The organism is Duganella sp. LjRoot269, from assembly GCF_964254095.1.
GTDB lineage: Bacteria > Pseudomonadota > Gammaproteobacteria > Burkholderiales > Burkholderiaceae_D > Rugamonas > Rugamonas hordei.
The window spans coordinates 4,938,336-4,951,462 of record NZ_CAXUSL020000001.1; the positions used below are offsets into that span (position 1 = coordinate 4,938,336).

General features: G+C 64.5%; 10 protein-coding genes. 2 read left to right on the top strand and 8 right to left on the bottom strand.

The annotated features are described in order from the left end of the window. Nucleotides 1-44: 44 nt before the first annotated feature. From ACSQ3S_RS22065 to ACSQ3S_RS22080, 4 genes are read right to left on the bottom strand one after another with little or no spacing between them, the layout of a single operon-like run. A complete protein-coding gene (locus ACSQ3S_RS22065) occupies nucleotides 45-365 on the bottom strand; it encodes a 2Fe-2S iron-sulfur cluster-binding protein (protein WP_436143782.1) in 321 nt (106 codons plus the stop codon). After that, on the bottom strand, nucleotides 362-1,579 hold the full coding sequence (locus tag ACSQ3S_RS22070) for an NAD(P)/FAD-dependent oxidoreductase (RefSeq protein WP_436143783.1): 1,218 nt from the start codon (nucleotides 1,577-1,579) through the stop codon (nucleotides 362-364). The genes ACSQ3S_RS22065 and ACSQ3S_RS22070 overlap by 4 nt, the downstream gene beginning before the upstream one ends. A gap of 5 nt (nucleotides 1,580-1,584) precedes the next feature. Next, the gene (locus ACSQ3S_RS22075; RefSeq protein WP_436143784.1) at nucleotides 1,585-3,573 is read right to left on the bottom strand and encodes a cytochrome P450; all 1,989 of its coding nucleotides are present in this window, start codon (nucleotides 3,571-3,573) and stop codon (nucleotides 1,585-1,587) included. Between the two features lie 3 nt (nucleotides 3,574-3,576). After that, a complete protein-coding gene (locus tag ACSQ3S_RS22080; protein ID WP_436143785.1) occupies nucleotides 3,577-4,881 on the bottom strand; it encodes a hypothetical protein in 1,305 nt (434 codons plus the stop codon). Nucleotides 4,882-5,156: 275 nt separating this feature from the next. Between ACSQ3S_RS22080 and ACSQ3S_RS22085 the strand changes: the two genes are divergently transcribed. After that, entirely contained in the window at nucleotides 5,157-6,890 is a 1,734-nt protein-coding gene (locus ACSQ3S_RS22085; protein WP_436143786.1) for an amidohydrolase, read from the top strand. A gap of 31 nt (nucleotides 6,891-6,921) precedes the next feature. Next, the gene (locus tag ACSQ3S_RS22090; protein WP_436143787.1) at nucleotides 6,922-7,857 is read left to right on the top strand and encodes a SphA family protein; all 936 of its coding nucleotides are present in this window, start codon (nucleotides 6,922-6,924) and stop codon (nucleotides 7,855-7,857) included. A 19-nt stretch (nucleotides 7,858-7,876) separates the two neighbouring features. On the opposite strand, the gene ACSQ3S_RS22095 is transcribed toward ACSQ3S_RS22090, so the two are convergent. From ACSQ3S_RS22095 to ACSQ3S_RS22110, 4 genes are read right to left on the bottom strand one after another with little or no spacing between them, the layout of a single operon-like run. Continuing rightward, the gene (locus ACSQ3S_RS22095; RefSeq protein WP_436143788.1) at nucleotides 7,877-9,007 is read right to left on the bottom strand and encodes a helix-turn-helix transcriptional regulator; all 1,131 of its coding nucleotides are present in this window, start codon (nucleotides 9,005-9,007) and stop codon (nucleotides 7,877-7,879) included. Beyond that, complete coding sequence (locus ACSQ3S_RS22100; protein ID WP_436143789.1) at nucleotides 9,004-10,632, bottom strand: methyl-accepting chemotaxis protein; 1,629 nt, start codon at nucleotides 10,630-10,632, stop codon at nucleotides 9,004-9,006. Before ACSQ3S_RS22100 ends, ACSQ3S_RS22095 begins: the two co-directional genes overlap by 4 nt. Nucleotides 10,633-10,636: 4 nt before the next feature. Continuing rightward, nucleotides 10,637-12,112, bottom strand: coding sequence for an APC family permease (locus tag ACSQ3S_RS22105; RefSeq protein WP_436143790.1), 1,476 nt, complete (start codon nucleotides 12,110-12,112; stop codon nucleotides 10,637-10,639). Nucleotides 12,113-12,125: 13 nt separating this feature from the next. After that, nucleotides 12,126-13,118, bottom strand: coding sequence for a WD40/YVTN/BNR-like repeat-containing protein (locus ACSQ3S_RS22110; RefSeq protein ID WP_436143791.1), 993 nt, complete (start codon nucleotides 13,116-13,118; stop codon nucleotides 12,126-12,128). Nucleotides 13,119-13,127: the final 9 nt, after the last annotated feature.

Genomic DNA, 13,127 nt, shown 5'->3' on the forward strand with positions numbered 1-13,127 from the left:
GGTTCAACCGGGCACAGTATGCACCGCCGTCGGCCGGCTCGTCCCTAATACTGGCTTTCCGGCAAGCGGACGGTCATGCCATCCATGTCGTTGGTCAACGTAATCTGGCAGGACAATCGACAGTTGGGCTTGTCGCCCGCAGCCGATTCCAGCATGGCATGCTCCATGTCGCTGGCGCGATTCAGGGCTGCCGCCCATTGCTCATCGACATAGCACATACAGGTCGCGCACGAACAAAAGCCGCCGCATTCCGCGACCACCCCGGCAATGCCATTGTCGACGGCCGCTTGCATCAGCGTGCTTCCAACCGCCGCCTCCACCACGCGCACCTGGTCGAGATGGTCAACGAAATTTACTTTAATCATGGCTTGGGAGACTCCAGGTTGAGAAGGTGACTGGGATTGAAAACTTGTTCTGATGCGATCATTTTTTTGCCCTGCATGAATTCCTTGGGTTGATTCACGCAATCGAGCGCGATGAGTTTGCCGGCCGCAAAATAGTAGACCGAGAAACTCCGGCCGGTCCTGTGATCGCCGCGCACCACTACTTGATCATGCCCCTGCGATAGTCCGGCCATCTGCAGCTTCACATCGTACTGGTCCGACCAGAACCAAGGCTGCGCCTGGTACGCCACCGGTTTTCCACACAACGTGGCGGCGGCGCATGCGGCCTGCCCCATCGCGTTGGGCACCGATTGCAGATGAATCATGCGTCTATATTTCACGCTGAAAAACTCGGTGCAGTCGCCGGCGGCCACAATGCGCGGGTCGCTGGTTTGGGCGAACTCATCGACCACGATGCCGTGGTTGGTCGTCAATCCGGCGGCCGCGGCCAGGTCGGTATGCGGGGTCACGCCGATGCCGACGATGACCAGGTCGGCGCGCAAGGTCTCCCCGCCTTCGCACACCACCGCTTCCACGTCGCGCTGGCCGAGCAGCGCATTGACGGTTCGGTTGCATAGAATCGTGACGCCCTCTTCGGCGTGTAGGCGTTCGTAGAAACCGGCGACGTCTGCGGTGGTGACGCGCTGCAGCAAGCGCGGCATCGCTTCGAGGACCGTCACCTGCATGCCCAGCTTGCTCAATACCGCCGCCGTTTCCAGGCCTATGTAGCCGCCGCCGATGATGACGGCGTTCCGCTTCGCGCCGGACGCGATGTGGGCCTTGATGCGTTCGAGGTCGGCGACGGTATGCAGATGAAACACGCCATCCAGGTCACTGCCGGGGACGCGAAGCCGGCGCACCTGCGCGCCCAGCGTCAGCGCCAGGTCGGTGTAGCGCAGCACCTCCCCGTTGGCCAGATGGACTTGCCGTGATTGGCGCTCGATGCGTTCGGCGCGCACTCCCAGCTTCAATTGAATGTCGGCCGTTTCATATGCCTGCGCGCTTTTGATCAGCAGTTGGTCGAAGCCCAGTTCGCCCGCCAGGTATCCCTTCGACAGCGGCGGCCGCTGATAGGGCGGGACGCTCTCCTGCGACACCATGGTGATCGCGCCTCGCCACCCTTGCTGCCGCAAGCTCGTGGCCAACTGGGCGCCGGCATGCCCGCCGCCCAGGATGATGCAGTGTTGTTTGTCCATGGCGGTCACCGGGCGGGGAGGAATCTGGCCGGCAGGCGTTTGATGCCGTGGATGTGATTGCTGCGCAGGCGGTCGACCGGGCCGGCGAGCTCGATAGCGGCGACGCGCTTTGCCATTTCCTCGAGCAAAATGCGCACCTGTAACTTGGCCACATGCGTCCCCAGGCAGAAGTGGGGGCCGCCTTTTCCAAAGGCCATGTGCTGGTTGGGCGTACGGTCGATGCGGAAGCGATGGGGCTGGTCGAAATGCGCGTCGTCGCGATTGCCGGACGCGAAGTACATCGCCACCTTGTCGCCGGCGGCGATGTGGGCGCCGGACAGTTCGATATCGCGCACGGCGACCCGGCGCACGAAGTGGACCGAGCTGGCCCAGCGGAAGATCTCGTCGGCCGCCACGCGCGAGTCGATTCCGCCGTTTCTGAAATGTGCCCACTGGTCCGGAAAGTCCGCCAGGGCCTTGATGCCGTGAGAGATCGAGTGGCGCGTGGTTTCGTTCCCCGCCACCAGCAGCATCAGGAAGTAGTTGCAGAACTCATCATCCGTCAACTGTCGTCCGTCGTACGTGCCGTTGGCCAGCCGCGTCACGATGTCCGGCGCCGCATGCACGCGCCGCGCCTCCGCCAGTTCGCGCCCGAGTTCAAACGCGGCCAGCGAAGCGGGATGGCCGAACGGCAGCAGGCGCCGTTTTTCAGGAGGGTACGCGGCGGCGGCGGGATCGACGAAGTCAGGATCGTCGGAGCCGATCAGCAAGTCGCTCCAGCGTATCATGTCGTCGCGGCGCTCCTCCGGCACGCCCAACAGCCGGCACAGGGTGAATATGGGTAATTGTTTGGCCAATTCGCCCACCACATCGACCTCGGGCGAGTTCACGACTTCATTGACAAGCTGCTCCGCCGTCGCGCGCACGGAGGCTTCCAGGGCGGCGACCGCCTTGGGCATGAAGCCGGGCGCGGCGATCATCCGCATCTGCGGGTGTTGCGGAGGATCCATTTCCAATAGCGTTCGGCGGGCATCGTTCTGCTCGGCGTCAAAATCGTCGAGACTGATTACGCCATTGCGCGATGAAAACACCTCGACATTGCCGGACACGGCGACGATGTCGTCATAGCGCGTCACGGCCCAGAAGCCCTTGTGTCCGTCGGTCCGCTCGTTCCAGGCGACCGGCGCCTCCCGGCGCAAGCGCGAGAATTCTTCGGTGGGAACGGCTTGGTGCCAGATACCTGCATCGGAAAGGTCGATCCGCGTGAGCGGGCGGGTAGAAACTGTTGTGGGCACGGCGGCACCTCGTAGTGAGCGGTGTTTAAGGAAGGCGATAATCCAGCTTGCAGCCAAAGGACCGTCGATCTCGCCCTGGAGACTGCGCACCGCCTGGTCGGTCAGTGCATCGCCTTGCTGGGCGCGCTGGGTTTCGTAGATGTCACGCGCCAGCTTGGTCGTCATCTCGGGATGCGCCTGTATCGTCAAGACGTTGTCGCCTATGGTGCTGATGCCGATCGGACAAAATGCGTTACCGGCCAGCACACGGCTTCCCGGCGCCGGAGCGGTCACCTGATCCTGATGCAGCGCGATGAGTCTGAACCCATCTGCCGCACGTGGCGCCCACGCCGGCGTATCCGTCAGCGCATACGTCTGGACGCCTATCCCCCAGCCATTGGCCGCTTTCTCGACGACGCCGCCAAGGGCGTCATGCAGCAGCTGGTGGCCGAAACAGATACCCACGACGGGGCGGTGCCGGACCGCCTGTACCAGGAAGCGCGCCAGCTGGTTCTGCCATGCGGGGCGCTCGGCAACGCTGCTGGGGCTGCCCGTGATCAACCACGCATCGCATTCGTCCGCCTGCGCGGGCAGCAGCCCCTGGTGCGCCTTGTAGACCCGAAAGGTGAGCGCCGGATCCGCGCGACGCAGGAAGGGAGGAAACGGATCCGCCATTTCGCCGTGCTCGTCGAGCCAGCCGCTTTGCGTCTGGCCGCATTCGATGATGCCGATCAAGGTCATGGCCTACCCCAATTCAAAGAAACGGCGGCGCTCGTCGATCAGCGACTTGCCGGCGAATTGCTTCAGCTGGGCTTCGCGCGTGGCGCTGTAGGTTTCCACGAAGCGGGCACCCAGCCACTCCTTGACACAGCTTGAATCGCGCAGCGCGGTGATGGCCGCCTGCATGTTCTTGTGCAGCGGCGGGCCGTGGCGCGCATCCGGCAGGTAGCCGTTGCCCGTGGTTGGCGCCGTCGGCTCGAGCTCGGCCTCCATGCCGGCCAAGCCCGCCGCGATCGTCGCCGCCGCGGTCAGGTAGGGGTTGGAGTCGCCACATGGCAGGCGGTTTTCGACCCGGATCGAATTCGGACTCTGGCCGACCATCCGCAGGCAGGTCGTGCGGTTTTCGACGCCCCAGGTAAACGCCGGCGGCGCGAACGTGCCTTCGGCAAAACGCCGCCAGCTGTTGACCGTCGGGGCGAAGATCAGCATGAATTCCGGCAAATAGGTCTGCAGGCCGGCGATGAAATGGCGGAAGCGTTTTGACATCCGGTGGTCGGCGCCCTCGTCCCAGAAGTGGGCTTTGCCCTCCTTGTCCAGCAAGGAGATATGGATGTGGGTGGACTGGCTGTCGGCTTGCTCCGACCAACGGGGCATGAAGCTGATCGTCTGGCCGCGGCGCATGGCGAACGCGCGCAGGAAGTTCTTCAGCAGCACGGCCTGATCCGCGGCGGCCATCGCCGTGTTGGCCGCGATGCATGCCTCCATGAACCCGCCGCCGATTTCCTCATGCATCTTGGCCAGCTGGATATTGAGCGGCTCGCAGAAATCGGCGACGCCGTTGTAGAAGTCCGACTGCGCCGTCTGGTAGATCACCAGGTCGTGGCTGGCGTGCGCGGTGGCGGTGCGCAGATTGTCGTAACCCTTTTCCTTCAATGTCTCCGCGGTTTCATTGAACAGGGTGAATTCGAGTTCGAAGCCCAGCTTGGGGAAACAATTCATCGCCGCTGCGCGCGCCAGCACGCGCCGCAGCACGCTGCGCGGGCAATAGGCCTCGGCGTCGCCGGTGAATTCCGACAGGAACAAGCCCTGGTCGGTGTCGGCCTCCCACGGAATGTCGCGGCGGCTGCTCGCATCCACCCGCAGAAAACTGTCGTGGAAGTCGCCCGTGCCATCGGTGACGCCGGGCATGGTCAGGAAGACGTCGGTTGGATCCAGCGCCAACTGTGCCGGCGACATGCCCATACCGTTGGCCAGGATGCCGGGGAGCTCGCCGGTGGCCACTTTTTGTCCACGGAGTAAGCCGTTGGTGTCCACGACCGCAACGGTCACAAAGCGTTCTGCACTGGTTTTTGTCATGACTTTATAAAAATCTCTTGGGTTGGCTTGCGCGAAGTTGGATGGTTGCGAAGTGGTTTTTCGGTTCCAACGTTATCGACTGTATCGATGCCCATGACCCAAGTAAATCATCTGATCAGATGAGGCCAGCCGTTCGTCCAACGCTCACCCCCTATATGGGAGGTGACGCGGGTCCTCCCCCTCCCTAGACTGATTTTGGGCACAGGAAATACAAACGATATAAACAATATAAACAGGGGAGTCCAGATATGCATGAAAGAAAGTACGCGGCGCAACGGCTGGCAGCCGGAATCGTCCTGGCGGCATTGCCGTGGCTGACATGGGCCGCCACGCCAGCCGATCTCATCGTACGCAACGGCGCCATCTACACCATGCAAGAAAAAACGCCATGGGCCGAGTCCTTCGCGGTGCGCGACGGCCGCTTTGTCGCCAGCGGCAGCAACGCCGAAATCGCACGCCTGGCCGGTCCGCAAACCCGCATCGTCGACGTGCGGGGCGCGATGGTCATGCCGGGCATTAACGACGCCCACATCCATCCGCTCGACGGCGGTTACGAAGATCTATTTTCCTGCAACTTCCCGCCGTCCGCCACGCTCGCGCAGGTGTTCGCGCGCGTGGCCGACTGCGCCGCCAAGGCCGAACCGGGCGACTGGGTCGTCGGGGCAGCCTGGAGCGCCAGCCTGCAGGCGGAAATCTCGTCGCCGGCCGCGCTGGCGGCGCTGGACCGGGCCAGCGCCGGCCATCCGGTGATCTTGCGCGACGACACCTTCCACAACCGCTGGGCCAACAGCGAAGCGCTGAAACGGGCCGGCATCTCCGCCGGCAGCGCCGATCCCGCCGGCGGCGTCATCGACAAGGACGCGGCCAGCGGCCTGCCTACCGGCCTGCTCAAGGAATTCCCCGCCTTCCTGGCGCTGGAACGGCAAATCCCGCCGCGCACCAGGGATCGCCAGCTGGCGGCCGCCCGCGCCGCGCTGGCCACCTTGAACGGCGTCGGCATCACCGGCGTGCAGGACGCGTACACCACGGAGGGCATGCTCGGCATCTGGAGCCAGATCGACCGCCATGAAGGCCTGAGCGTGCACATGGTGTCCACGCTGTCGTCCATGCCCGCCGCCGATCCCGCCGAGCGCACCGGCCTGGCGCTGGTGGCGGTGCGCGAGAACTATCGCGGCACCAACCTGCGGCCGGACTTCGTCAAGCTGTTCCTGGACGGCGTGCCGCCGGCCCGCACCTCCGACTTCCTGCAACCCTACCTGCCCGACGCCGAACACGGTGCGCATTTCCACGGCAAGAGCAACTACACGCTTGCGCAACTGGTGCAGCTGCTGACGCAACTGGACAAGCGCGGCATTGCGGTAAAGATGCACGCCACCGGCGACGGCTCTGTGCGCCTCGCGCTCGACGCCATCGAGGCGGTCCGCAAGCACAACGGCATGCCGGGGCAGCGTCACCAGGTCGCCCATGTCAACTCCATCGCCGAGAGCGACATCGCGCGCTTCGCCCGGTTGAACGTGACCGCCGAAATTTCGCCGATGATCTGGTTCCCCTCCGGCCTGGGCATGGCCAGCGCCATGGCCATCGGCAAGGAGCGCGCCGATCATATGTATCCGGTCAAGAGCCTGTCGCGCTCCGGCGCGCTGGTGGCCGGCGGCTCGGACTGGCCGGTCGGCCAGGCCACGCCCAATCCCTGGGTGGGCATCGAAGGCCTGGTCACGCGCAAGAACCCGACGGACGGGATCCCGGGCGCGATGTGGCCCGAGCAGGCGGTCGACCTGGCCACGGCGCTGCGCATCTTCAGCATCAACAGCGCCGAGGCGATGGGGCTGGGCCGCCAGACCGGATCGATAGAAGCGGGCAAGTCAGCCGACTTCATCGTGCTCGACAGGAATCTGTTCAAGGTTCCCATCGAGCAGGTTCACAACGTGGAGGTCAGGCAGACCTTCTTCCACGGCCGCCAGGTTTTCCCTTCGCATGACTAAGTGCACCCTCCCCCATACAACAGGTACTCATATGATCCAGCACAAATATTTCCCAACACAACACAAGCACGCCATCCTTTGCGCGACCCTGCTGGGCCTGGCCTGGTCCGCTGGCGCGGTCGAGGGCGGCGCGCCCATCACCCCTTTCGGCGTGTCCGACTTCAGCGCCGCCATGTTGCCGCCGCCGTCGGACGGGGCGACGGTGGGCCTGCGCGCCACGTCCTACCACGCCTCGCAATTGCGCGATGACGCGGGCAACCGCTCGCCCACCGCCATCGACCTGACCGTCAACACCCTCAGCGTAGCCGTGATCAAGACGACCAACACCACCATCCTGGGCGCCAAATACGGTTACATCGCGGTGCTGCCGGTGATGAACATGGACCTCGGCCTCGGCATTCCGACGCCGGCAGGACCGCTCAACCTGTCGGGCAAGAAGACCACGCTCGGCGACATCTGCGTCATGCCGGTGATCCTGCAATGGGCCTCGGGCGGGCTGTTCCAGACCGCCACCCTGCAGGTGCAGGCGCCGACCGGCTCCTACGAGAAGAACCGCCTGGTCAACACCGGCTCCAATCACTGGACCTATTCGCCCACCTACGCCGTCAGCTACATCGGCGCAACAGGCTTCGAGGTCTCGTCGACCGCCCAGATCAATATCAACACCAGGAACCACGCCACCAACTACCGCTCGGGCAATGAGTGGCAGCATGAGTTCGCGCTCGGCCAGCATGTCGGCGCCTACACCATCGGGCTGGGCGGATATCGCTACCAGCAGCTCAGCGACGACGATGCCAGCGGCGTCCTCGCCAACCGCGCCCGCGTCACGGCGCTGGGGCCGACGCTCAACTTCTTCGCGCCTGGATCCGGCTTGCCGACCGTCTGGCTTCATGCGTACAAAGAGTTTGGCGCCAGAAACCGTTCTCAGGGCACCCAGATCGCATTGCGGGCCGCCCTCGCGTTCTAGCGCGGCACGACAGCGCCGCTCAGAACAGGGTGGCGCTGTCGAGCAGTTGGGCGGCCACGGACGACAACACCAGGCGCACCAGTTCCGCCTGGCGCGTGGCGCCGGTCTTGCCCAGTACCTGCTTGAGCTGTCCGCGCACGGTACCGAGCGAGACGCCGCGCCGGACCGCGTATTGTTCCAGGGAGTAGCCGGCCACCAGGCCGGCCACCAGGCACGCCTCGGCTGGCGTCAGCCCGAACAGGGTGACGATGGCGGCCGCTGAAATCGGCGCACCGGCGCCGGCGCCCGTCACGGCCAGCAGCACCGACGTGGCGCCGCCGGGTGCGCGCGGCTCCAGACACAGCCCTTGCAGCGCAAGATGCAGGCAATCCGCTCCCTGGCCCAAGCTCAGGTAGCGGATGCCGCCGGTGCCGCCATCGGCAAGCTCGCTGAGGTCCCGGCGCAGGCGCGCGTCGGCGGCCGCGCCGGCCGCCCTCAGGCACCCGGCGCGCAGGGACACGCCGCGGCTCCCCGCCAGCGTGGCTTGGGCGCTGCGGTTCATCCACTGCACCCGGCCATCGCCGGCGCACACAATCAAGCCGCAGCGCAAGCGGTCCAGGTGCCGGCGCAACCGCTGGTCAAGATCGGCGCCGTCCTGCCGGCGCGACTGCAAGCCTATGGCCTGGCCAAAATGCGGCGCCAACATGCCAAGGCGGCCGGCCTGGAGGGCGGAGAAATCGTCCTGGTCGTCGACGGCCCGATGCAAGGCCAGGCCCAGGTAGGTGTCGGCATCGATCTGTTGCAGGCTGCCGATGAAGCGCCCCAGGCGATGCTGCGCCAGTTGTTCGTGCAAGAGGTGCTGGGCCGGATCGTCACGGTCGAACAAGTCCTCGTCGCGGCTGATACGCCCCAGGGCGCGCGCCATGCGCCGCGCGTCGAACCGAGGATTGTCGGGGCCGGCCACACCGGCCGGCGCCGTCTCGCGGCTCAGCGTGAGGGAATCGGCGGCCATCCAGCCGATGGACGGCCGGGCGCCGCCCAGTTTGACGGACTGGAGCACGGCGGAATGAGCGCCGGTCGCCAGGCACAGCTGGTCCAGGACGGCGGTCCACTGCGCCGGCTCGTCCTGGCAGCCGTAGAGCTTGAATAACAGCGTGTCGCTGGCATTCACGCGATCTCCACGGTCCGGTCGCGAGGCCGCGCGCGCCGCAGGGCTGCCGGGGCCAATGCAACGGGTGCGACGGCACGCACGCGGTCGGTCTTGAACACGTCGACCGCCTGCACCAGATTGCCCGCCTGATCCTGCAGCGATTCGGCTGCAGCGGCCGCCTGCTCGACCAGGGCGGCATTCTGCTGCGTGACCGCATCCATCTGGATGATGGACAGATTGATCTGGTCGATGCCTGTGCTCTGCTGGTGGCTCGCTTCAGAAATACCGCTCATCATGTCCGCCAGGATTTTGACGCTGTCGACGATCTCGTTCATGGTCGAACCGGCTTCGGCCACCTGCTTGCGGCCCACGTCTACCTTGCCGACCGAATCATTGATGAGCACCGCTATTTCCTTGGCCGCCGCCGCCGCCCGTTGCGCCAGGCCGCGCACCTCGGCGGCGACCACGGCGAAGCCGCGTCCCTGCTCCCCCGCGCGCGCCGCCACGACGGCCGCATTCAACGCCAGGATGTTGGTCTGGAACGCGATGGCGTCGATGGCGCCGATGATGTCGACGATCTTCCTGGCCGCCGCATTGATCGCATCCATCGTGTGGACCACTTGCGCGACAGCGGCTCCGCCTTTGAGCGCGAGATCCGAGGCCGACCCGGCCAGTTGATTGGCTTGCCGCGCGTTGTCGGCGCTCCGCTTCACGGTGCTGGTCAATTCATCCATCGCGGCCGCGGTCTTTTCCAGCGAACCCGCTTGTTGTTCGGTGCGGGAGGCCAGGTCGAGGTTGCCGACCGCGATCTGCGTCGACGCGGTGGCGATGGCTGCCGTTGATTGCCTGATTTCTTCTATCGTCCGCAGCAAATTGCGCTGCATCGCCTGCATGGCAAACAACAGGCTCTGTTCATCGCCCTTCCCGGTGGCGACATCCACGGTCAGGTCGCCGGCCGCGATACCGCGCACGATCTGCAATGCGTATTCCGGTTCGCCGCCGAGCTGGCGATAGGTCCTGCGTATCAGGAAAAATCCGACCACGGCGGCGATCATCACCCCCGACGCGATCGCAACGATGATCGCGCTGCGCAGCGAAACGTAGCGCGCACTGGACTGCTCATACTCTGTCCTGACCGCCTCGACCTGCAGCTTGCGCAGCGTATCTATGCCGTCGGTCACCGCGGGTATCAGCAGCCGGAGATTCTCCTTCATCTGGCCGCCAAGATCGATGTTACCTTCCCGCAGCGCGGCGGTGGTCGGCGCCACCCCTTCCTTGACCATCCTCGCGTAATTCAAGTCGAACTTGCGCGCCAGCTGCGCTTCCTGCGGTGTATGGGGGGCGGCCATGTGCGCGTTCCAGATCCGGGCGATTTCCGCGGAATTTTTTTTGATCAGCTCAGCGTCGGCGTCGATCTCGGTTGCGATGGGATTCAACAGCGCCTCGGCGATGGCGAGCCGGTTCTGCACCAGGAGAATATCGATGCGTGACACCCGCTCCAGGGCCTTGGTGCGGTCTTCGTAGACGGCCTTCAATCCCTCGTTGGATTTGTTCATGCCGTACAGTCCCACCAGGCCTATGGCGATGGCCAACAGGCAAAGAAAGCCAATTACCGCACTCATGCGCGCCCGAAGTGTCATTTTCATTTTCTCAGTTACGGTCTTGGCCGAGGCCGGCAAAGCGCACCGCATCGGCATTGCACAAGAGGCGCGCGGCCACCAGGCCACCGACGAAGGCCAGCGGGATCACGCAAATCAGCGCATACGACGTGAACCGGCTGGCGCCCGTCAACACGTGAAAATTCATCACGGCCAGCAACAGGATGGCCATCAGCCCGATGCCGGAGACGACAGGCAGTATCAGCGTACGCATTTTCCCCAATCTGCCGTCATTGTTTCGCAAAAAGAAAATAACGACGGCGGCGCTGGTCAGCGACATCAGCAGCATGATGCACAGCGTCGCCAGATTGGACAGCCACGCAAACAAGGTCAGGACAGGATCGGCGCCATTCACCGCAAACAGCAGCACCACGCAGGCGCACAGCACGCTTTGCAGCACCGAGGCTTTGTGAGGACTCTGGTGTTCGCGGTGGGTATGGCCCAGCACACATGGAAACAGGCCTTCGCGGCCCATGGCGTAGAAATAGCGGGCGGTCGCATTGTGGAATGCCAGCAGCCCGGCGTACACGCTCATGATGAACAGCCCGCGCAGAATGGTGGTCAAGACGGGGCCGGCGTAACGGTCCGACAGCGTATAGAGGAACATCGTCGGGTCGGCCAATGCCTGGATGATGGCCACGACCTTGTCCGGCCCCGCGCCCACCACCATGCACCATAGCGACACCGCATAGAAACACCCGATCAGCAATACCGAGATGTAGGTGGCCAGCGGTATATTCTTGCGCGGATTTTTCGCCTCTTCGCCGTAGATGGTGGTCGCCTCAAACCCGATAAAGGCGGCAAAGCAGAACAGCAGCCCGATGGAAGGATTGCCGCTTTTGACGACCGACGGTGTAAACGACGCTAACGTTATGCCGCTGTCGCCGCCGGCCCTCAAGATGGAGACGTCGAGAAAGAAGACGGTCGCGTATTCGGCAATGACGAACAGCGCCAACACCTTGGCCGACAAGTCGATTCGGCGATAGCCGAATACCGCGATGGTGCCCATCGCGGCGAACGCGCATGCCCACCACGGCACGTGTACGCCAAATACGGCCAGCAACGAGTCCGAGGTCACCGCGCCGAACATCCCGTACAAGGCGAATTGCAGGGTGTTGTAACCGACAATGGCGATCACCGCCGCGGCGCCGCCGACATGGCCGCCAAGTCCCCGGGCAATGAGGGCATAGAAACCGCCGGCATTGGTCACCTGCCCCGCCATCGCCGTATAGCCTGCGGCGAACGCCAATAACAGAAGCAAGGCCAGGATGACCAGGGCCGGCGTCCCCGCGCCATTGCCCAGCATGATTCCGATCGGGAATCCCCCGGCCACGACGCTGAGCGGACTCGCCGCCGAGATAACCAGCAGGACGATCAAACCCACACCCAAGGTGCCTCGCCGCAGCTCCGTGGATTGCACCGGCAGCCCTTCCACCTCCATCAGGCGGGTTTCTTCCAACATATTCATTACTTAGTCTCCTTCAATTTCTCTGGGGTGCCGCGGGCGGCACTGGCCCTGTCGTCGAGAACAATATCTGCCGGCCATCGGCGGCAATCAGGGCCGCAGTCAACGACGCTCCGCCTGCCGTGCTTGTATTGGAAAAACTCAGCCCGCCATTGTCGCTGACGATGTGCCGGCCATCCAATCCGACGGCAAGCAGCTTGCCCTTGGCCTCCACCAGGCGCGTGATCGAACTCTTCAGGCCCGTTGTCACCGGCGACCAGTGCGCTCCCTGATCCGTACTGCGGTACATGCTGCCCCGCAGTCCCGCGACGACCAGCGTGCCATCGGCCAGGCCGATTCCGCTCCAAAACGAACCCCGATATCCCGTGCCGAGATAGGTCCAGGTTCGGCCCCGGTCGGCGGACCGCAGCACCATGCCGTGTTCAGCCGCTGCATAGAGAATACCAGCAGGGCCGGCAAACAAGCCAAACAGATTCAAGTCCGCCTTGGCCGAGCCGGGCGGAGGGGTCAATGTCTGCTTCTGCCACGTCTTGCCGCCATCCTCCGTCACCAGCACGAGCGACCACAAGCCGACCGCCACGCCTTCGCGGGCATTGAAGAAATGGACCGCGAACAGCGGGCGATCCTCGTCGGCCGCCAGGCGCTGAAGTTCCCAGCTTTCGCCTCCGTCCCGGGTGTGAAGAATCACGCCCCAGTGGCCAACCGCCCAGCCCGACCGGGCATCGGCAAAACTCACGGAATTGAGCATCGTGCTCACCGGGACCGAGCGCGCCTGGCGAAAACTCAATCCCTGGTCGTCGGATAGCTCGACCACGCCATGATCGCCGACCGCGACAACACGCGTTCCGGCCCACGCGGCATCGAGCGTCGTCGCGGTGGCGGCGTGCGCGGCGCGCACGGCCGGCTCCGGACGCAAGGCGGCGTCGGCGGCGAAGCCGGCATCGGCTACCCCAAGCGCAAGCCAGGCGGCAATCGCGGCGCCGGCGATTCGGTTCTTTGTAAAAAACATCGTCATACC